Origin of the sequence: Nonomuraea marmarensis, from assembly GCF_043197025.1 — a bacterium.
Taxonomy (GTDB): Bacteria; Actinomycetota; Actinomycetes; order Streptosporangiales; family Streptosporangiaceae; genus Nonomuraea; species Nonomuraea marmarensis.
On the sequence record NZ_JBICRM010000010.1, the window covers coordinates 245,580 to 267,016 of the forward strand.

At 69.4% G+C, this 21,437-nt stretch carries 13 protein-coding genes; 5 read left to right on the forward strand and 8 right to left on the reverse strand.

From position 1 onward, the window contains the following. The first annotated feature begins 35 nt into the window (after nt 1–35). Nucleotides 36–824: an SAM-dependent methyltransferase gene (locus ACFLIM_RS19325; RefSeq protein ID WP_393167277.1), complete on the forward strand. Its 789-nt coding sequence runs from the start codon at nt 36–38 to the stop codon at nt 822–824. A 159-nt stretch (nt 825–983) separates the two neighbouring features. Here ACFLIM_RS19325 and ACFLIM_RS19330 read toward each other — a convergent pair whose 3' ends face one another. Continuing rightward, nucleotides 984–3,359, reverse strand: coding sequence for an FHA domain-containing protein (locus tag ACFLIM_RS19330; protein ID WP_393167279.1), 2,376 nt, complete (start codon nt 3,357–3,359; stop codon nt 984–986). Nucleotides 3,360–3,713: 354 nt separating this feature from the next. On the opposite strand from ACFLIM_RS19330, the gene ACFLIM_RS19335 reads away from it, so the two are divergent. Further along, complete coding sequence (locus tag ACFLIM_RS19335) at nt 3,714–5,018, forward strand: vanadium-dependent haloperoxidase (RefSeq protein ID WP_393167281.1); 1,305 nt, start codon at nt 3,714–3,716, stop codon at nt 5,016–5,018. Nucleotides 5,019–5,301: 283 nt separating this feature from the next. Then, nucleotides 5,302–7,476 carry a fibronectin type III domain-containing protein gene (locus tag ACFLIM_RS19340; RefSeq protein WP_393167283.1) on the forward strand — a complete coding sequence of 725 codons (2,175 nt, stop codon included), beginning with the start codon at nt 5,302–5,304 and terminating at the stop codon, nt 7,474–7,476. 148 nt (nt 7,477–7,624) lie between these two features. On the opposite strand, the gene ACFLIM_RS19345 is transcribed toward ACFLIM_RS19340, so the two are convergent. After that, the gene (locus tag ACFLIM_RS19345) at nt 7,625–8,281 is read right to left on the reverse strand and encodes a hypothetical protein (RefSeq protein WP_393167285.1); all 657 of its coding nucleotides are present in this window, start codon (nt 8,279–8,281) and stop codon (nt 7,625–7,627) included. On the opposite strand from ACFLIM_RS19345, the gene ACFLIM_RS19350 reads away from it, so the two are divergent. Then, the gene (locus tag ACFLIM_RS19350; protein WP_393167287.1) at nt 8,274–9,113 is read left to right on the forward strand and encodes a hypothetical protein; all 840 of its coding nucleotides are present in this window, start codon (nt 8,274–8,276) and stop codon (nt 9,111–9,113) included. The genes ACFLIM_RS19345 and ACFLIM_RS19350 overlap by 8 nt on opposite strands. 722 nt (nt 9,114–9,835) lie before the next feature. On the opposite strand, the gene ACFLIM_RS19355 is transcribed toward ACFLIM_RS19350, so the two are convergent. From ACFLIM_RS19355 to ACFLIM_RS19380, 6 genes are all read right to left on the reverse strand, one after another. After that, entirely contained in the window at nt 9,836–11,110 is a 1,275-nt protein-coding gene (locus ACFLIM_RS19355; protein ID WP_393167289.1) for a glycosyltransferase, read from the reverse strand. Then, entirely contained in the window at nt 11,107–13,347 is a 2,241-nt protein-coding gene (locus ACFLIM_RS19360; RefSeq protein ID WP_393167359.1) for a glycoside hydrolase domain-containing protein, read from the reverse strand. Before ACFLIM_RS19360 ends, ACFLIM_RS19355 begins: the two co-directional genes overlap by 4 nt. 110 nt (nt 13,348–13,457) lie before the next feature. Further along, nucleotides 13,458–14,000 carry a YceI family protein gene (locus ACFLIM_RS19365; RefSeq protein WP_393167291.1) on the reverse strand — a complete coding sequence of 181 codons (543 nt, stop codon included), beginning with the start codon at nt 13,998–14,000 and terminating at the stop codon, nt 13,458–13,460. Nucleotides 14,001–14,056: 56 nt separating this feature from the next. After that, nucleotides 14,057–14,410: an ArsR/SmtB family transcription factor gene (locus ACFLIM_RS19370; protein ID WP_393167293.1), complete on the reverse strand. Its 354-nt coding sequence runs from the start codon at nt 14,408–14,410 to the stop codon at nt 14,057–14,059. Further along, nucleotides 14,407–14,853: an SRPBCC domain-containing protein gene (locus ACFLIM_RS19375; protein WP_393167295.1), complete on the reverse strand. Its 447-nt coding sequence runs from the start codon at nt 14,851–14,853 to the stop codon at nt 14,407–14,409. Before ACFLIM_RS19375 ends, ACFLIM_RS19370 begins: the two co-directional genes overlap by 4 nt. Nucleotides 14,854–15,110: 257 nt before the next feature. Continuing rightward, nucleotides 15,111–15,263 carry a hypothetical protein gene (locus ACFLIM_RS19380; RefSeq protein WP_393167297.1) on the reverse strand — a complete coding sequence of 51 codons (153 nt, stop codon included), beginning with the start codon at nt 15,261–15,263 and terminating at the stop codon, nt 15,111–15,113. Between the two features lie 519 nt (nt 15,264–15,782). On the opposite strand from ACFLIM_RS19380, the gene ACFLIM_RS19385 reads away from it, so the two are divergent. Beyond that, entirely contained in the window at nt 15,783–21,260 is a 5,478-nt protein-coding gene (locus ACFLIM_RS19385) for an ATP-binding protein (protein WP_393167299.1), read from the forward strand. Nucleotides 21,261–21,437: the final 177 nt, after the last annotated feature.

Below are 21,437 nucleotides of genomic sequence, written 5' to 3' on the forward strand. Positions count from 1 at the left end.
CGGGGGTAATTGGGAAGATCGTATAGGCTTCGGCAATGGACGCCGACCCCAGGATCGACCATACGAAGCCGCATTCCGCCCGGGTCTGGAACTATTTGCTCGGCGGAAAAGACAACTACGCCGTGGACCACGAGGCCGGGGACAATCTGCTGCGCATGTTCCCCGATTTCGCGCAGGTGGCCAGGCTCCAGCGCGAGTTCCTCCAGCGGGCGGTGACCTATCTCGTCGCCGAGGCGGGCATCAGGCAGTTCCTCGACATCGGCGCGGGCCTGCCCACCGCCGACAACACCCACGAGGTGGCGCAGCGCATCGCCCCCGAGTCCCGCGTCGTCTACGTCGACAACGACCCGCTGGTGCTCGTGCACGCCCGAGACCTGCTCTCCAGCAGCCCGGAGGGCATGACCGACTACCTCGACGCCGACGTGCGCGACCCCGGCGCCATCCTCGAGGGAGCGGCCAGGACGCTGGACTTCTCCCGGCCGATCGGCCTGATGATGCTCAGCATCGCCGGCCAGGTGCCCGATTACGGCCTCGCCACTGACCTCGTCCGCCGGTTTGTCGCGGCGTTGCCGTCCGGCAGTCACCTGGCTTTGTCCGACGGCGTCAACGTCAACCCGGCGCTGGTGGAGGCAGTGAGCTTCTACAACGAGCGGGCCGCCTTCCCCTACACGCTGCGCAGCCCCGAGCAGCTGGCCGGCTACTTCGAGGGGCTCGAACCCGTGGAGCCGGGCGTGGTCTCCACGCCGCTCTGGCGACCGCCGGGGGCGCAGCGGCCGCCGTCGGAAGTGATCAATGCGGTCTGCGGCGTGGGGCGCAAACCGTAAAGGCCGGTGTAGACGCGGTCCTCAGCAGGGCGTGCGGCGCCGCGCGTGCTTCGTTCCAAGCCAGATGCAGGGCTCGCACGTCGGCGTCCGGGTGCCGGTGGCGCAGCTCGCGCACTGCCGGGGTGACGATGAGGCCCGTCGTGTGACGGCGGCGCTCGGTCACTTGCCGCGCATCACCGCGGGCTCATGGCGGCGCAGGCCGCGGGCCACCAGGAAAGAGCAGGCGACCGCGAGGACGGCCAGGACGCTCATGTCCAGGAACCAGGTGCCGAAGTCCTGGCTCCACAGGGGGTCCGGCGGATCCTGGATGTGCGGGATGAGCTGACCCACGTCGAGCGTGCCGGCCAGCGCGGCCAGCGCCCAGCGAGCCGGTACGAGCCAGGAGATCTGCTCCATCACCGGCTTGCCGTCCAGGTGTACGAGCGCCCCGCAGAAGACCAGCTGGATCAGTGTGACGAGCACGAGCAGCGGCATGGTCATCTCGCTGGTCTTGGCCAGCGCGGAGATGAGCAGGCCCACGGTCATCGCGGTGAACGACAACAGCGCGACGGCGAGCGAGAGCTCGGTCAGCGGCGCCGTGAACACTCCCTTGTCGTACGTTTCGACATTCAGCATCGCCACGTAGGTCAGCACAACGCCCTGTGCCACGGTGATCAGCCCGAGCACGAGCAGTTTGGAGCAGAGGTAGGCCGATCTGGACAGCCCGACCGCCCGTTCTCGTTGATAGATCGCGCGTTCCTTGACCAGTTCGCGCACCGCGTTCGCGGCGCCGGTGAGACAGCCGCCGATGCACAGGATCAGCAGCAGGTTCGCCGCGTTGCCATTGCTGTTCGGAGGACCCTTCAGGTCACCGGTCGGGACGACGCGGGCCAGCAGGCCCATCACGATCGGCAGGGCGATGGTGATGCCGAGGAACAGCCGGTCCGCCACGATGCCGCGGCAGTAGCGGCGTACCAGCGTACTGAGCTGTTCTGGCCAGCTCTGCTGTTTCGGCGGGCTCTCTCGTTGTACGGGGCGTCCCGTCGAAACCGGCTCGATCAGGTCGGCGGCGATGTACTTCTGGTGCGGCGAAGACCGCGCGTACTCGCCGGCCCAGTCCCTGGATGGGTCGTCGAACGCCAGGAACACGTCCGCCCAGTCGGTGAAGCCGAGGAACGGCAGCGCCTCCTCGGGCGGGCCGAAGTAGGCGATCTTCCCGCCCGGCGCCATCACCAGGAGCCGGTCACAGATATCCAGATTGGCGACGCTGTGGGTGACGACGGCGACAGTACGGCCGTCGTCGGCCAGGCCCCGCAGCATCTGCATCACCGACTTGTCCAGCCCCGGGTCCAGGCCGGATGTCGGCTCGTCGAGGAACAGCAAAGACGGCTTGGTCAGCAACTCGAGGGCGACGCTGACGCGCTTGCGCTGGCCGCCGGACAGCGAGGAGATGCGATTGTCCTGGCGGTTTTCGAGCCCGAGCTGCTGGAGAACCTCGTCGACGCGCTCCTTCCGCTCGTGCTGCCTGGTGTCGTCGGGGAAGCGTAGTTCCGCGGCATAAATGAGGGCGCGGCGCACGGTGAGCTGGCTGTGCAGGATGTCGTCCTGCGGCACGAGGCCGACCCGCGAGCGCAGCTCGGCGTAGTCGCGGTACAGGTCGCGCCCGTCGTACGTGACCATGCCCTGGTCGGCGGGGCGCAGCCCGGTGAGCGCACGCAGCAGGGTGGACTTGCCCGAGCCGCTGGGGCCGATGATCGCCAGCAGGCACTTCTCGCCGACCGGAAACGTCACGTGGTCCAGCAGCACTTTGCCGCGCCCCACCGTGACGGTGAGGTCGTGCGCCTGGAGGCAGACCTCGCCGGTGTCGGCGTACTCCATGAGCGTGTCGCCCACAAGCTGGAACGTCGACGGCCCGATGCCGATGAGGTCGTCCGGGGAGATGCGGGCCCGTTGCACGCGCCGGCCGTTGACGTACGTGCCCATGCGGCTGCCCACGTCGACGATCTCGTGGACGCCGCCGGTGATCTGGAGCTCGGCGTGTCGCCGGGACACCCGCAGATCGGTGACGACCATGTCGTTCTCGGGCGCCCGGCCGATGCGAATGACCTGCGCGCCGCTGACGCTCCTGACGGCGGCCGGCTCACGCCACTGCCCGGTGCGCGGGAAACGGACCGTGGGCATCGACGGCACCTCGGGGGCGCCGCCTCCGTGTACAGGAGGTGCCTGCCGAGCCAACCCCGGGGGCTGTGCCGGGACCTGGTGCGGGGCCGCGCGGAAGTTGATGAGTCCGGCCTCCGTCGGGTGACCGAGGCCGATCCTGGTTCCCGGGCTGACGACGACCCGTTGGATGCGGTGCCCACTCTCGTACGTGCCGTTGCGGCTGCCCGCGTCCTCTAAGATCCACTGGCCGCCCTCGAACCGGAGCACGGCATGCGTACGCGAGACCCGATCAGCGTTGACGACGACCTCCGATCTCGGATCGCGGCCCAGCCGGTACGAACGGCCCGGATCGAGGGTCACAGATGTGCCATGGCCTTCGACAACAAGCTGCGTCACGAGAACGCCTTTCCAACGGGGGGACGAGAGAGGTGACGTGAGTGGCTCATCGTCGTGCCTCAAACAGTTGACCGTAGACACGATCCCCGAAAGAAGGCAACGTTTCACGGGTTTCAAAATGCTTGTACCTTGAGCGCCGTCACTGCTGTGCGCAGATGATGAGCCCGGTCGCCGACGAGTACACCCAGGCCCGCGCTCGTCTGGCAGGGCGCCCGGGAGGCGGCAGCGCGCACGCGGCAATGGGGCCGATCATCGCCCAGACCAGGCGGTGCACTGAATTTCGGTTGCGTCATTAACGATCTTTCGACCGTTCGGCCACTGTAACGGACGTGGCCAGCATAGTAATTTTCCGCCATGCTTAAATTACGTGACGTCCGCCGGGCAGGCGTCCTATCACGCAAGGCCGTTTGCTTAGCCGTCGCCGGAGTCATCACTGCCGGGTCACCGGTCGGACTCGGCTCGTCAATCGCGCACGCGTCGACTACGCACACGCCAACCAACGCCGTCATCGTCTGGGACAGAAACGCCCAGACAGCGATCTGGGACATTGCCGGCCAGCAGCCGCAGGTCCAGGCGCGCAGCTTCGCGATGGTGCACGGAGCCATTTACGACGCCGTGAACGCGATCGCCGGCACTCCCTACCAGCCGTACCTGATCGCACCGCCCGCCAATGGAACCGAGTCGACGAACGCGGCCGTCGCGACCTCGAGCTTCCTTGTGCTGAACGCGCTGTTTCCGGCTCAGCAGGAGAGGTTGAGAACGCAGTACGACGAGTCGCTGGCTGAGATTCCCGACGGTGCTGCCAAGCAGCGCGGAATCACCGTGGGCACCCGGGCGGCCACTGCAATGATCGCCGCGCGGCAGAACGACGGGGCGTTCGGAAGCCAGACCTGGCCCGTCGGCACCCAGCCCGGTCAGTGGCGGCCGGCGCCACCCGCGTTCGCCTCCGACGGGGCATGGGTCGGTTACCTCAAACCGTTCCTCATCCCCAGCGCGTCCATGTTCCGCACGTCCGGCCCGCCATCGCTCACCAGCCACCGGTACACCCGGGACTTCAACGAGGTCAAGGCGATCGGCTCGGCAACCAGCACGGTCAGGACGGCCGACCAGACGCAAGCCGCGATCTGGTGGCATGACCGGCATATTGCCGAATGGGAGATCAAACGCCAGCTTGCGACGACGCAGCGACTGAACACGCTCCAGACGGCGCGGATGTTCGCGATGGTCGATATGGCCGAAACCGATGCCACGACCGCCTGCTACAACGAGAAGGCAGCGTGGAACTTCTGGCGGCCGGTCACCGCGATCCAGCTGGCCGACACCGACGGCAACCCGGGAACGGCGGCCGATCCCAACTGGATGCCGTTGCTCGTTACGCCGCCCCACCCCGACTTCACGTCCGGACATACCTGCTTCACCGCGGCGAGCATGTCGGCGTTGGCGTACTTCTTCGGTCGAGACGACATCTCCTTCAGCGGGTCCAGCGCCGACTCGGGTACCACCCGGTACTTCCACAGCTTTTCGCAGGCACTCGCCGAGGTCATCGAAGCTCGCATCTGGGGCGGCATCCATACCCGCACGGCTGACGTGCAGGGCGCGAAGATCGGCAAAGAGGTCTCCGCTTACATGATTGCGCACTACTTCAAACCGAAGAGGTAATGACCTCGACGCCGCCCATCACCGGCCGATCGCCGACCAGGCGGTCGGCCAAATGGTGCCTTGAACGGGCAGCGTCAGTACATTCTGGCCGTCATGGATGGGCGGGATGGAACGTGCCTCATTTTCAGCTAGTTTCCGAAAGTTTCGGCATCGGCATAGACATGCTCCCAGCTCAGAGGTACGACCAGTAGCCGATCTTTGAAACATTTCGGCATGTGGTTGACATGTTTCGAACGGATTCCCAGACTGATCGCCAACACCCCACCCGGAAGGGAGAGCCCAAGTGATCACCAGCCTGGCCCGCTCCAAGATCCGGTCGAGGGTTGTCGCGCTGGTGGTAGCGGTGACGCTCCCGTTCGCTGGAGCGGTCACGGTAGCCTCCACCGAGGCCGCCGCGGCTGCTGGAGTTGAAGACGAGGGTGCCGACTGCGCAGTGACCGGCCTGCCCGGCGAAGGAACTTTGCCTACCAACTCCAGGCTTCCCGATCCCTTCAGGAAGCTGGATGGTACGCGCATCTCCGCCAAGTCGGAGTGGCGGTGCCGGCGGGAAGAGATCAAGAAGCTGGCGGAGAGGTTCGTCTACGGCGAGAAACCCGGAAAGCCGGCAAGTGTCACGGGGACGGTCTCGAATACCAGCATCACTGTGAACGTGAACCACAACGGCAGGAGCTCCAGTTTCTCAGCGAGCGTCTCACTGCCGAGTGGTTCCGGACCTTTCCCGGCCGTCGTCGTCCTGGGCGGATTTGGCGCGGACACGGCCGCCATCAGAGCGGCTGGTGCTGCCGTCATCAACTACGACCCCTACGCGGTCGGGCGAGAGGGCACGCCCCGAAACAACAAGCAAGGCGCGTTCTACAGCATCTACGGCTCCTCGAGCAGCACAGGGCTGCTACTCGCCTGGGCCTGGGGTGTGAGCCGGATCATCGACGTCATTGAGCAGTCGGGCGGCAGCATTCTCAAAGCGGATGCGACCGGCGTCACGGGATGCTCGCGGTTCGGAAAAGGTGCCTTCGTGATCGGTGCGTTCGATCAGCGCATCGCTTTGACGATGCCGATCGAGTCAGGAAGCGCTGGTGTTCCCATCTTCCGCGGAATTCCCGGGGAAGGCGCCCAGAGTCTGAGCAGCGCCTACGGAGAGCAGCCGTGGCTGGGCGACGCGTTCGGCTCCTTCACGAGCAGCCCGACCAGACTGCCGGTGGACACGCATGAAATGGTGGCCATGGTTGCGCCGCGAGGGCTATTCATCATGGATAATCCGCACATTGCCAATCTGGGTCCCAGGTCCGCGAGCGTGGCGGCCTTGGGCGGAGCAGAGGTCTACAAGGCACTCGGTGCGGGAGACAACATTACCTACTGGTCCGACATCCAGGACGGTAATCACTGCGCCAACAGGCCTGAATGGAGGACCCCGTTGCAGCAGAACATCCAGAAGTTCTTGCTGAAGACGGGCAATGCTCCTGGCGCGATCAGGATCTCGCCCAGGGCGCTTGGCAATTTGTCCGAGTGGAGAGACTGGCAGACTCCGACCCTCAACGATTCCAGCGACACCACCCCGCCGAGCACGCCGGGCACTCCGGCCGCGTCCAACGTGACCGCCACCAGCGCTACGCTGACCTGGGCCGCGTCCACCGACCAGGGCGGTTCCGGCCTGGCCGGCTACAACGTCTACCGCGAGCAGGGCGCCACCGACCCGCAACTCGGCCAGTCCACCACCAACTCGATCACCCTCACCGGGCTGACCGCGAACACCCAGTACCAGGTGTACGTGCGAGCGCGTGACGGCGCGGGCACCCTGTCCGGCAACTCGCAGCCGGTCACCTTCACCACGACCACCACCGGGGGCGACACCTCGCCGCCGACGGCCCCGGCCGGCTTGGCGGCCTCGGCAACCACGTCCACAGGCACGAACCTGAGCTGGACGGCCTCGACGGACGACAACGGCGTCGCCGGCTACGACATCCTGCGCGCGCCCGGCGCGAGCGGTGGCACGTTCACCCAGGCCGGCACCTCGACCACGACCTCGTTCAGCGACACGGGCCTGACCCCGAGCACTACCTACCGCTACCAGGTCAGGGCACGGGACGCCGCGGGCAACACCTCGCCGGTCTCGAACACTGCGCAGGTCACCACCCAGCCCGGCACCTCCACCGGAACCTGCACGGCCGTTGCGACCGTACAAACCCAGTGGGCCACCGGGTACGTCATCCAGCCGCTGACCATCACCAACACCGGCACCTCGACGATCACCGGATGGACGGTCACCTTCACGCTACCGGCCGGGCACACGCTGACCGGCTCGTGGAACGGCGCCGTGACCGTCAGCGGGCAGACCGTGACCATCAGGAACGCCGGCCACAACGGCACCCTCGCCCCCGGAGCCGGCACCACCAGCGTCGGCTTCCAGGCGAGCCGCCCGAACGCCAACACCGCGCTTCCGTCCGGATACACCTGCGCCTGACAGTCAGAAGTCCCTGGCCCACCCACCCCTCACCAGTGTGGGCGGGCCGGGGGCCGAGCGGGTTGGGCGCACCTGGCCGCCCGTGCGTGCCGTATGAGTTCGACAGCGTCGACCAGATGCTGAGGGCGGCGAGCAGGTCCTCGCCCGGCTAGACACCGCCGGACGCGCCAGGGCCCGATGACGGCGTCCTCTCGGCGGGGGCGTCGGCGGCGACACCCTCATCGCCGGCGGGGTGCTCGCTGCGTCGCCTGCGCCCGTGGTACGTCGGGTCGGGGATGCTCCCGTCCGCGGTGTCGGCCGGGGCGAAGGCGTCGAACGGGCTGGTCGCCGCGGGGATGACGATGCGCTCGAGCGGTCCGGTATCGACGATCGACTCCAGCGGTCCGGTGTGGATGACGACCTCGAACGGCTCGGTCCAGGCGGCGGGCTCCTCCTGAGGGCCCAGGCCGGAGTCGGGTCCGGACGGGCTGGGCTCGGATCGCCGGTTCACCTGCTCGGTGGGTGCAGGGGCGTCGGGTGGGTCGCTGTCCTGTTCGCTGGGTGCGGGGGTGTCCGGTGGGTCGCTGTCCTGTTCGCTGGGTGCGATGGTGTCGAGCGGCAGGGCGGCGGCGGCCTCGATGGCTTCCAGGAGTTCCCACCTCCACAGGTTGCCCTCGTCGGGCTCGGCGGTGCTGTGGCGGGGGACGGGCATGGACGGGCTCGGCGCCATGTACGCGGCGGCGGCCAAGCGGGCCCGGCGGCGGGTCTTTGCCACGGCGAGCGCCGCGAGCACGGCTACCACGGCCACCACAGCCGAGGTGATCATCGTCGGAGTGAACAAGCTCGGCAGTGGGCCGGTAATCGAGGCGTGGAGGTGCGTGGGGAAGGCGGTCGCGGCCGTGGTGCGGGACGCCGTCGGCATGGCACGGGTGGCTTTCTCGGCGACGGGCTCGGCTGCGGAGGTCACGGTCGGTTTGGCCGAGGAGGGGGTAGTGGTCGGCGCGTCTGTGGAGGTGACGGTCGGCTCGGGTTCGGAAGTGGCCGCCGGCTCGGCTTGGGAGGAGGTCGACTCGGGTTCGGAAGAGGCCACCGGCTCGGCTTGGGAGGAGGTCGGCTCGGCCGGGGTGGGGGTCGATGAAGGGGCGGTGGTCTCCGGAGCGGTCTGCGGCGCCGATGCGGTGGCCGTGGCTGACGGCGTGTCGGAAGTTGGGGCCGCGGTGGCTGTGGGGGGCGTATCGGAAGAGGTTGGCGTTGGGGTGGCCGTGGCTGACGGCGTGTCGGATGTCGGGGTTGGGGTGGGGGTGGTGGGCGGCGCGTCGGATGTCGGGGTTGGGGTGACGGTGGCGGTCGGTGTGTCGGAGGGATTCGGGATTGGGGCGGCAGTGGCGGTCGGAGCGTCCGAGGAACTCGGCGCTGGGGCAGCCGTAGCAGTCGGAGCGTCGGAGGGACTCGGGACTGGGGCGGCAGTGGCGGTCGGAGCGTCCGAGGAACTCGGCGCTGGGGCGGTCGGAGCGTCGGGGGCCGAGGTTGGGGCTGTCGCGGTTGGCGGCGTGTCCGAAGCCTGGTTCGGTGCGGGTGCGGGGCGGGCCGCACCGGAGGACGAGTGGGAGTCGTCCCGCTTGGTGCCGGGGCTCAAGGGGCTGGCCCACTTCCCGTGAGAGTGCGGGCGGCCTCCGGCGTCCGTGCCCGGCCGGTCAGCGGCGGGCCGGCCGGCCGCTTGGGCAGGGTGGTCATCGGTTGCCTGAGGGGTCTGGTCGTGGGGTTTCTGGACTGTCTTGTCACCGGGCCGCCGCTCTTGGCCCGCGTGGGTGCCGGACCATGCCTCCGCAGGCCCGTTGTGGGACTGCTGCCGGGGCGCGTGCGGGCCGGGCCGCGCCTCGGCCGTCCGGTTGTCGGACCATGCCTCGTCCAGGTGGGACTTGACGCGTTCCGGATAGCCGTCGACGACACTGCTCGTGTCGCGTTCCCCGCGCGCCACCACGCCGCCGTCGTGGCTGGACCACTGACCGAACGATGAACCGACCCTCTCGGAATAGCCGAGCTGAGTCTGGAGCAGTTCGATGAGCTTCTGCATCTCTGGCGTCATGGAAGTGTGGGAACCTCCCGGACGAGACCGGATTTATACCAACAGATCCTGACAAAATTGGTAATTCAGAACTTCTATGGATAAACCGGAAACCTGTAGTACGGCGAGGGTACCTTGCCGTTTCCGCAGGTCAAGTGCACCTCAAGAGAGGTTCAACGACTCTGACGAGAGTAAAAGCCCAGGTCAGAGGCGCTGTCTGATGTGTCCGCAATCAGGTGATATGTAGAAAGATCTACCTAAAGTCAGTAGCCCGCCGCCCGCATTACCGTCCCGCGTCGGCACCGCGATCCCAGGTCAGTGAACCCCGACTGCGGGCGCCTCCTGCGGGAACAGGCTGTCGAATACCGCGGCCCGGTCGAAGGTCAACGCGCGGGCGCGGGCGCGTAGCTCCAGGTCCTGCCGCTCGGCGGCGGACATGTCCAGGACCACCCGGTCCACAGCCGCTGCCAGACCGGCGATGTCCCCGGGCTCGACGATGACGGCGGTGTCGCCGACCGCCTCGAGGGTCCCGCCCGTCATGGTGGTGATGATCGGTCCACCGCCGGCCAGCATCTTCTCGGCCAGGGCGATGCCGAACGTCTCGACGAAGTCGGGCTCGGGCTTGGTGGGCAGGGCGTAGGCGGCGCAGCCGCGCATGAGCAGCGCCTTCTCGTTGTCGTCGACATCGGTGAGGAGAACCACCCGGTCGTCCTCCTTGGCCATCGCCTGCACGTGCTCCAGCGCCGTCCCGGTGCCGGCGACGACCAGTTTCACGCGCGACCGGCAGCGCATCTGACCAAAGGCGCTCAACAGTTCGTAGATCCCCTTGGCCCGGGTCACCCGGGACAGGAACAGGATGTACCCGTCACGCTCCAGACCGCGTCGCGCGAGTGCGGCGTCCACTTGCCCTGGATCCAGGTCGAGAAAGGCGGCGGAGTCGATCGGCGGGTAGCTGACGGTCACGCGGCGCCGGCATTGTTCGGCGAACGTGGTGCCGCAGTGAGCGTCCACCTGCTCGGCCGAGGCGACGATTTCCTCTCGGGTGTACTCGGAGACCGCGACGACCTCGTCGTTGGCCAGGAACGTGGTGAACAGCACGGTCGCCGCGCCGAACCGGCCTTCCCGCAGGCACGACCGGATCACGTTGGTCACGTCCGAGCCGACCGCTTTCGCGACGGTGTGCACGTCGGGCGCGAACCCGGCCGCGCGCGCGGCGGCGACCGCGTCCATGACCACCGTGGTATGCGGAACGAGGTACATGGACAGGCAGGTCGTGGGCAGCGGTTCGGCGAGCAGCTCGACGAGGCGGCCGGTGAGGCCGGCCTGGTGGCGTCCGTCCGGCACCCGGTAGTCCCCAACCCCCTCCGGCCGCTCCACGGTGATCCCGGCGCTGTACGGCAGCAGCCGGTCCAGCGGCTTGAGCGGCAGCCCGGCCGCCTGCAGCGTCGGAATCGGCCAGGTCAACAGCCGTACGTCGGCGAACCCACGGGTCAGCGCCACCTCGGCGAGGTTACGGGCTTCGCCGGAGTGGCCACAGATGACCGGGTCGGCCCTGACCACGATGACGAGACGGCGACGGGGGTGGGTCATCGTGCTTCCTCCGGTGTCGCGGGTGGATCGGAAAGGGACGGCGGGCGGATCCCCCGCCCCCACGCCGACGGCTCCGGGCCCAGCCGCAGGTGCAACAGGCCGCCGCGGTGCACGGTGGCGGCGCTCAGGTGCGTTGCGTGCAGGGGTTTGCCGTTGAGGGTCGCCGACTGGACGTACTGCGCCGGTGGGTCACGATCGATGCCGTCGACGCCGATCGGCGTCTCGCGGTGCCCGCTGGTCTCGACGACGAACTCGTTGCCGCCGGCCCGGAGCACGGCCCGGGCGAACGCGGGCGTGTTGACCAGGAAGAGGTTCTGCCCCGCGACCGGGAACAGCCCCAGCGACGCCCAGACGTACCACGAGCTCAGGCCGCCGGAGTCGTCGTTACCGGGCAGCCCGCCAGGTCCGGTGCCGAACTGCCAGGTCAGCGCCGCGTGCACCACCTCAGCTGTACGCTCTGGCCGGCCCGCGTAGTGGTACGCCCACGGCGCCTCCATGTCGGGCTCGTTGTTCAATCCCTCAAACCGGTTCAGGGCGAATCCGGCCGTCATCTCCGCCGGCTTCGGGCGCCGGCCAGGCTGCGTCACCGGTGCGGCACCGAAGCCGAAGAACCTGTCCAGCTTGTCGATGAATGCCTCGTCGCCGCCGGCCAGGGCGATCCTCGCGGCCATGTCATGCAGCAACCGGAACGAGTAGTTCCACTTGCCGCCCTCGTAGAACTCCGAGTCGCGCAGCAGTCCCGTGCTCGGGTCGAAGGCGTTGGACCACTGGCGGCCCTGGTCCTCGAGATCGTCGGCCAGGCGCCGGTCGTTCAGCGCCCGCGCGACCTGTGCGGTGCAGTGGTGGGCGTAGGCGAGGTCGAGGGTGTGGGTGATCGGATGCACCACTCCGTGCTCGAAGAAGTCTTCGCCGTACATGCGACGCAGGTCACCGACCATGTGCACGAGCGCCCAGTTCCAGTCCAGGCCCGCCCAGCCGAGAGCGTGGGCGTCCGCCAGCGTGGTGTGTGCGAGCGCGCTGGCCTGGCGGAAGAAACGGTCGGCGCCGCGAGACATCCGGTACCCGATGGGGAAGTTGCCCTCTTCCTCGCAGACCCGGATCAGCGACTCCAGCAGGTCCGCGGCCCGGTCCGGGACGATGGCCGCGAGCAGCGGCAGCTGGGTCTTGTAGATGTCCCACATGGTGCACACGTCGAACGCGAACGGTCCGGGGGTCGGCCAGAACGGGCTTTCGTCGTCGGCGACGCACGGCTTGATCAGCGCATGGTAGAGCGCCGTCGCGAGCACGGTGCGGCGGGCCGGCGTGCCACCCTCGACCTGGACCCGGTCGAGGTGCTCGCCCCAGCGGGCCCGGGTCCGGGAACGTACCGCGTCGAACGCCGGCTGCGCGTCTCCGCACTCGCGCTCCAGGTTCTGCCGCGCCTGGTCGCACCCGCGCAGCGAGAACCCGAGCCGTACCTCGATGGTCTGCCCCGGTGCGGCCGGGCCCATGAAGAGCATGCCGAAAGGTCGCAGCGTGGTGTGCCGGATGCTGTCGAAGTCCAGGCGAGTGCCGCCGTCGATGAGCCGCCGGTCGTACCAGAGCATCTGCCGCCAGCCCGGGCTGTCGACGTCCAGGTACACCGACAGCGGGACGCCCTCCATCACCACCGTGCCCTGGGCCCGGCCATGGCCCATGCTCTCCACCTGTGCCCGCACCGGCACAGTACGGCCGAGCTCGCTGGCCAAGCCACCACAGGACAGGTCGACCACTACACGGGCGCTGCTGTGCTCCGGAAACGTGTACCGATGCACGGCGACCTTGGTGCCCACGGTGAGCTCACAGCGAACCCCGGTGTCCAGGGTGGCCGCGTAGTAGCCCGCCTCCGCCACCTCGTCGTGCAGCGGCCAAGCCTCCCCCAGCACGTCCAGCGGCTGCACCATCGGGGTGACCCGAACGTAGTTGTAGTACTTGCGGATCGCGCCGGTACCGGACTGCTGGAAATGGGTGAACCCGGACGCCTGCAGCCGCTCGAACATCTCCTCGGGTACACCCTCGGTGTTCTTCGTGTACCGCCCGTACCCGGTCGGGTACGCGCCGGAGTAGGCGCAGGCCGACACCATGCCCAGCGGCGACGTAGCACCCGGGTGCGTGTTGCCTACCTGGGGTTTCGGCCACCACCAAGTGGCGGCCAGACCGCGCGCTCTAGGCAGGTCGGTCGCCGCAGTGCCGATGAATGGGTCAACGTTGTCGAGGATGGCGGGACTCTACCTAGCGCGATCCCCCCTTAGGTTTCGGCGAGATGAACTCCTTGCCTCGGCCGTCAGGCCGGGGAGCCTACGGTGTTCGGGCCGGACCCGGGGTGTGGTCAGGAGCCGGCGGCAAGGCCGCCGATGTCGAACTGGACCTCGACCTCGTCGCGCAGCTTGAGCGCGCCGAAGAACGCCGAGTACGGCCGGATTCCCCACAGCGACTGCACGATGGTCGCCGACCCCTGGACGCGATCGTCGACCAGCCGGGCGTGTACCGTGACGGGCCGGGTGACCCCGGCGATGCCGAGCTCGCCGGCCACGCTGAACGACTCCGCCGTCCCGGCGATCCGGGTCGATCGGAAGGTGATCGTCGGATGAGACCCGGTGTGCAGGATCTTCTCCCGTATGGTCTGCTTGATCTCCGCGCGGTCGGCGTCGGTCAGCGCCTTCACGCCACCGGTCCCCTGACGAACCTCGAACGAGTCGGCGTCCACCGTCACGGCCACCGAGCATGCGGCCGGGTCGGCGGTGTCAAGGGTGATGTCGGCGTGCCAGCGCGTCACCTCGATGGTGAGGTCGTGACCGGCCTTCGCCCCCAGTCCGGTGCGGGCCGTCTTGATCAGCAGCCGACCTGTCTGTGGTCCCACACTGACGTCCATCACAGCACGCTAGCCAGCACGGCCGCCCTCAAACCGAACCCGGCCGCCGCGCCGCGCTAGGGCGAATCCCGCTCCGCTGCCTCAGCGACGCGCTTGATGTTCGCCAATCGCCGATCCCAGTCGGACGCGAGCGCGGCCATCCACCGCGCCGTCGCGTCCAGCGCCGCGGGACGCACCTCGTACCGCACCTCGCGTCCGACCCGGCTGCCGGAAACCAGCCCGGCGGCGTCCAAGACGGCAAGGTGCTTGACCACCGCCTGCCGCGAGACGGGAAGTCGTTCGGCGAGCGTCGTCGCGGTGGCCTCGCCCTGCGCGGCGAGCAGGTCAAGCAGTTGGCGTCGCGTCGGGTCGGCCAGCGCGACGAGGACGCTGTCGACCGCCTCGACGGCCCCGCGACGTTCGTCCGTCACGCGGACGGCTGTTCGGCGCGCGTCTTGAGCGCGTCGAGCTCCAGGGGCCAGCCGCCGGTGTGGTCCTTCAGGTTCGCGCTGCGCAGCTCCTCGGACCCGGCCAGCGCCGCGAACCCGCTCTCGACGACACGCAGCCGCGTCTGATCGCCTTCCGGGGTCAACGTGAACTCCACGAGGGTGCTGTTGTCCTCGCGCAGCTCTTCTCCGGGGAACGCGCTGGTCCAGCGGTACGCCAGGTACGTCGGCGGCTGGACCTTCTCCACACGCACCGGGAAGTCGCCGTGCTCGGAGTTCTTCGCCACCATCGACTCGCCTTCTCTGGCCACGGTGCCGGGCAGGCTCGCCTTGTCGGCCACCCAGAACCCTGGTTGGGCCACCAGTGACCAGACCCGCTCCAGGGATGCCGCGATCAAGGTTTCCCGTTCGATCCGATCCTCGCTCATGAGGAATCTCCTTCGCCGTCGGAATTTTCTGCAACCCCAGGGTTGCACAGCGACTCCCAAAGCGCAACCCTAGAGTTGCGCTTCGATCGGGCGTCGCTCCTACCTCCGACCGGCCGCCAGGGGGATCTGCCTCCATGGGACATAACATGTCGAGCTGGAAGGACTACGGTGCGCTACTGGGCGCGCAAGCGCCTGGGCGCAGGCCTAACCCGGCCAGGCTGGGCGCCGAAACACGGCCGCGACCTGGCGGGAGTTCGTCAGCGGGGCACGAAGCCGCGATAGACGACGCGCCGCCGCCGGAGCACCGGCCACTGCCCGTTCCTGATGCCGCTCAGCACGGCGGCGACCACCGCACCGGTGAGGGCGCTGCCGACGATGACGCTCATGACGAGCATGAAGGCGATTTCCATGACGATCCCTTCGCCAGAAGTTCGAATCTGAACTTGTTGCCCTGAACAGCGCCCTTCCTCGCCCTATTCCGAGGGTTCGGCTTTGAGCTGGTCCAAGCAGGTGCCATTGGACCGCGGCGGGTCGAATCCGGCGACCTGCCAGCGACGGCATGGCCCAGAGCCGACGTCGGCCAGGAGCTGCTGGTCCGCCGCCGTCATGCTGGGGACGATGGGTCCGTACGCCACGAGATCCGCACCGACGCCTCCTCACCGTGAACGACAAGCCCGGCCCGCATCACCACCGGGCTGAGCGGGTGAGCCACAGTCGAAGTGCGCCAAAGCGTGCCGCTATTCCGTTCGCACATACCCTGGTCATGCGCGGGCGGCCGACGGCTTTTGGTCGTTTTCCACAACTGGGGCCGCGTAGCGTGCGCGGTCTGCGACATGACGCCGCCAGCCGGTAGACGGAAGGGTGAACACTGCCGGGGTGCCGTCGTGTCGCGGCGCGCACATCGTTGGTCTACAGGAGGGCTCGGTCGGGTGTTCAGACGTGTCGCCATCGTCAACCGTGGTGAGGCCGCCATGCGGCTCATCCACGCCGTACGGGACATCGCCGCGGAGACCGGGACACCGATCGAAACCGTCGCCCTGCACACCGACGTCGACCGCACCGCCACGTTCGTGCGCGAGGCCGACATCGCCTACGATCTCGGTCCCGCGTCCGCGCGCCCGTACCTCGACCTGAAGGCGCTGGAGCGCGCGCTGGTGGAGACCGGGGCCGACGCCGCGTGGGTCGGCTGGGGCTTCGTCGCGGAGGACCCGGCGTTCGCGGAGCTGTGCGAGAAGGTCGGAGTCACCTTCGTCGGGCCGAGCGCGGAGGCCATGCGCAAGCTCGGCGACAAGATCGGCGCGAAACTGATCGCCGAGGAGGTCGGCGTGCCGGTCGCGCCGTGGAGCCGCGGTGCGGTCGAGACCCTGGACGCCGCCCTGGCGGCGGCGGCCGAGATCGGCTACCCGCTGATGCTGAAGGCGACCGCGGGCGGCGGCGGGCGCGGCATCCGCGTGATCACGAACGAGGCCGAGCTCGCCGACGCCTACGAGCGCACCAGCCAGGAGGCCGCGCGGGCGTTCGGCAGCGGCATCGTGTTCCTGGAGCGCCTGGTCACCGGTGCCCGGCACGTCGAGGTCCAGGTGATCGCTGACGGCGAGGGCACCGCGTGGGCGCTCGGCGTCCGCGACTGCTCGGTGCAGCGGCGCAACCAGAAGGTCATCGAGGAGTCGGCGTCGCCGGTGCTCAGCCCTGTGCAGGCAGCCGAGCTCAAGGCGTCGGCCGAACGGCTGGCCGTCGCGGTCGGTTACCGCGGCGCGGCGACCGTCGAGTTCCTGTACCACCCCGGGGACAAGCTGTTCGCGTTCCTCGAGGTCAACACCCGTCTGCAGGTCGAGCACCCGATCACCGAGTCCACCACCGGGTTCGACCTGGTCAAGGCGCAGCTGCGGGTGGCATCCGGCGGCAGGCTCGAAGGCGGGCCGCCGGTGGAGCGCGGGCACGCCATCGAGGCCCGGCTGAACGCCGAAGACCCCGACCGCGACTTCGCGCCCTCCCCGGGCCGCATCGCGCGGCTGGACCTGCCCTCCGGGCCGGGCATCCGCGTGGACACCGGCGTCAGCGAGGGCGATACCATCCCCGCCGACTTCGACTCGATGATCGCGAAGATCATCGCCTACGGCCGCGACCGCGACGAGGCGCTCGGCAGGCTGCGCCGGGCCATGGCGCAGACCAAGGTGATCATCGAGGGCGGCGCGACGAACAAGAGCTTCGTGCTCGACCTGCTCGACCAGCCCGAGGTGATCGACGCCAGCGCGGACACCGGCTGGATCGACCGCGTCCGCGGCGAGGGCAGGCTCGTCTCGCACCGGCACTCCGCCGTCGCGCTGGCGGCCGCCGCCATCGAGGCGTACGAGGAGGAGGAACGCGTCGAGCGGCAGCGGCTGCTGTCGACGGCGTTCGGCGGGCGCCCGCAGGTGCAGCACGAGAGCGGCCGGCCGCTGGACCTCAAGCTGCGTGGCGTCGGCTACCGCGTGCGCGTAGCGCGGGTCGGCGCACATCGGTTCCGCGTCGGCCTCGAAGCGGGTGACGACGTCCGCACCGCCGACGTCGAGCTCGACCGCTTCGACCGGCACACCGGGCAGATCATCGTCAACGGCACCCGGTACCGCCTGCTCACCGGCACGCACGGGCCGATCCACCTGGTCGAGGTGGACGGCGTGACGCACCGGGTCAGCCGCGACGAGGGCGGCGTGGTCCGCTCGCCCGCGCCCGCGCTGGTCGTCGCCACGCCGCTGAAGGTCGGCGCCGAGGTCGAGGCGGGCGCGCCGGTGCTGGTGCTGGAGAGCATGAAGATGGAGACGGTGCTGCGGGCGCCGTTCAAGGCGCGGCTGAAGGAATGCGTCGTGTCGGTGGGCAGCCAGGTGGAGACCGGTGCGCCGCTGCTGCGGCTGGAGCCGCTCGCCGACGACGACGCCGAAGCCGAGGACACCTCGGCCGCCGAGTCCGTCGAGCTGGACCTGCCCGCCCCGCCCGGGAGGATCCCGGTGCGGGAGCGCACCTCGCGCGGCCAGGAGGACCTGCTCAGCCTGCTGCTGGGCTTCGACGTCGACCCGCACGACGAACGCCGGGTGCTCGACGACTACCTCGCCGCGCGCCGGGCGGCCACCGGGGACGGCCACCGGCCGCTGGCCGAGGAGCTCGAACTCGTCAACGTGTTCGCCGACCTCGCCGAGCTGAGCCGCAACCGGCCGGCGGGCCCAGGCGGCGACGGCGACGGCGGCGGCGACGGCCACGTGCACAGCGCCCGCGAGTACTTCCACACCTACCTGCGGAGCCTCGACGTCGAGCGGGCCGGGCTGCCGGAGGCGTTCCAGGCCAAACTCGCCAAGGCGCTCGGACACTACGGTGTCACCGGGCTGGAGCCCTCCCCCGAGCTCGAAGCCGCGGTGTTCCGGATCTTCCTCGCCCAGCAACGCGTGTCCGCCGACGTCACGGTCGTCACGACGTTGCTGCGCGCGTGGCTGCGGGAGCCGCCGCCGGACGAGACGCTGCGCGAGCCCGCCGGTCTCGCCCTGGAGCGGCTGGTGGCCGCCACGCAGGTCCGCTTCCCCGTGGTCGCCGACCTCGCGCGCGGCGTGGTGTTCGCCTGGTTCGGCCAGCCGCTGCTGCGCCGCAACCGCGCCCGCGTCTACGCCGACGTCCGCAAGCACCTGCGCCACCTGGACGCGCACCCGGACGCGCCGGACCGCGCCGAGCGCATCGCCGAGATGGTACGCAGCACCGAGCCGCTAGTGCGGCTGCTCGGCCAGCGGCTCATCCGCGAGGACCTGGACAACGCGATCATGCTGGAAGTGCTGACCCGGCGGTACTACGGCAACAAGGGTCTCACCGGCGTCCGCACCAGCGAGGTCGCGGGCTGCACGTTCGTGGTCGCCGAGCGCGCGGGCTCGTGCGTGGTCTCCGCCGCGGTGAGCTTCGAAGCTCTGGGCGGCGCGCTGCGCGGGCTCGCGGAGCTGGCGAGCGGCGAGGACGCCATCGACGCCGACATCTATCTCGCCTGGGAGGAGCAGCCGGAGGACTCCGACGCGATGGCGGCCGCGCTGCACGAGGTCGTCAGCGCGTACCCGCTGCCGAACCAGGTCCGCAGACTCACCGCCACCGTCGCGGGCAGCGGCGGCGCGGTGATGCACCATCACTTCACGTTCCGTCCGTCGACCACCGGGATGGCCGAGGAGCGGCTGATCCGCGGCCTGCACCCGTACATCGCACAGCGGATGCAGATGGAGCGGCTGAGCAAGTTCGACCTCACCCGGGTGCCGTCGTCGGACGAGGAGGTCTACCTCTTCCAGTGCGTCGCGCGCGAGAACCCGTCGGACGACCGCCTCGTCGCGTTCGCACAAGTGCGCGACCTGACCGAGCTGCGCGAGCACGACGGCAGGCTGGTCGCGCTGCCGACGGCCGAGGACACCATCGCCACCTGCCTCGACTCGATCCGCCGCGCGCAGTCGCGGCGACCGTCGAACAAACGCTTCAACACCAACCGGATCGTGGTCTACGTCTGGCCGCCCAACGACATCACCCGCGCCGAGATGGAGATGATCGCCGGGCGCGTGCGACCGACGACCGCGGGCGCCGGGCTGGAGGAGATCCTGTTCATCGCGCGGCAGCGGGACCGGAGGACCGGCGAGCTGACCAAGATCGCCGTGCGCATCTCCTTCGACGCCACCGGCGGCGCCGAGCTGACCGTCGGGGAGCCGTCGGACGAGCTGGTCGAACCGCTCGACGACTACCGGCTGAAGGTGCTGCGCGCGAGCAGCCGCAACACGGTGTACCCGTACGAGCTGACCGGGCTGCTCGGCGACTTCGCCGAGCACGACCTCGACGACGACCACGCGCTGGTGCCGGTCGACCGGCCGAAGGGGCGCAACACCGCGGCGATCGTCGCGGGCGTGGTCACCACGCCGACCCGGCGGCACCCGCAGGGCGTCACCAGGGTCGTGCTGCTCGGCGACCCGACGAAGTCGCTCGGCGCGCTGTCGGAGCCGGAGTGCCGCCACGTGATCGCCGCGCTGGACCTGGCCGAGCGGATGCGGGTACCGCTGGAGTGGTACGCGCTGTCCGCCGGCGCCCGGATCTCCATGGAGTCGGGCACGGAGAACATGGACTGGGTGGCCGCGGCGCTCAAGCGGATCGTCGAGTTCACCCAGGACGGCGGTGAGATCAACATCGTGGTGGCGGGCATCAACGTCGGCGCGCAGCCGTACTGGAACGCCGAGGCGACGATGCTCATGCACACCAAGGGCATCCTGGTGATGACGCCGGACTCGGCGATGGTGCTCACCGGCAAGCAGTCGCTCGACTTCTCCGGCGGCGTGTCGGCCGAGGACAACTTCGGCATCGGCGGCTACGACCGGGTGATGGGCCCGAACGGGCAGGCGCAGTACTGGGCGCCGAACCTGGCCGCCGCGCGGGACGTGCTGATGTCGTACTACGACCACACGTACGTCGCACCCGGCGAGGAGGCGCCGCGGCGGGCGACGACGACCGACCCCGTCGACCGCGACATCTCCGACTTCCCGCATGCCGTCGTGGGCAGCGACTTCACCACCGTCGGCGAGATCTTCTCCGCCGAGGCCAACCCGGACCGCAAGAAGCCGTTCGACATCCGGACCGTGATGCGGGCGCTCTCCGACCAGGACCACCCGGTGCTGGAACGCTGGGCGGGCATGGCCGGCGCGGAGACCGCGGCGGTGCAGGACGTGCATCTCGGCGGCCTGCCGGTGTGCCTGCTCGGCATCGAGTCACGGGCGGTGCCGCGGCGCGGCTTCCCGCCCACCGACGGCCCGGACACCTACACCGCGGGCACGCTGTTCCCGCGGTCGTCGAAGAAGGCCGCGCGGGCGATCAACGCGGCCAGCGGCAACCGGCCGCTGGTGGTGCTGGCGAACCTGTCGGGCTTCGACGGCTCGCCGGAATCGATGCGGAAGCTGCAGCTGGAGTACGGCGCCGAGATCGGCCGCGCGATCGTGAACTTCCGCGGGCCCATCGTGTTCTGCGTGATCTCGCGGTACCACGGCGGCGCGTTCGTGGTGTTCTCGAAGGCGCTGAACCCGAACATGACCGTGCTCGCGCTGGAAGGCTCGTTCGCCTCGGTGCTCGGCGGCGCTCCCGCCGCCGCGGTGGTGTTCTCCGGCGACGTCAACGCCCGCACCGCGGCCGACCCGCGCGTGCGGGACCTGGAGGCCCGCGTCGCGGCGGCCTCCGGCGCCGACCGCGCCGCGTTGACCGCGGAGCTCGACGAGCTCCGCTCATCGGTCCGCGCGGAGAAGCTCGGCGAGGTGGCCGCGGAGTTCGACCGCGTGCACAACATCCAGCGCGCGGTCGAGGTCGGCTCCGTCGACGCCGTCATCCGCGCCGCGGAACTGCGCCCACGGATCATCGATGCCATCGAGTCCCGCCTGCGCTGACTCTGCCTCGGCGCTCGCCAGCGTTCTGCGCCGCGCGAACCAGCAGCGAGTCCGGGTAGGGCTGCAGCCAAGGCATCCCGGCGACCGAGGGCCCCGCCTCGGCTGGTGCCGCCGAAGGTAGTGTTCGGCCCTGGCAGTACCCACCGCCCGCGCACCGAGACCGGTGCGCGCAGGCTC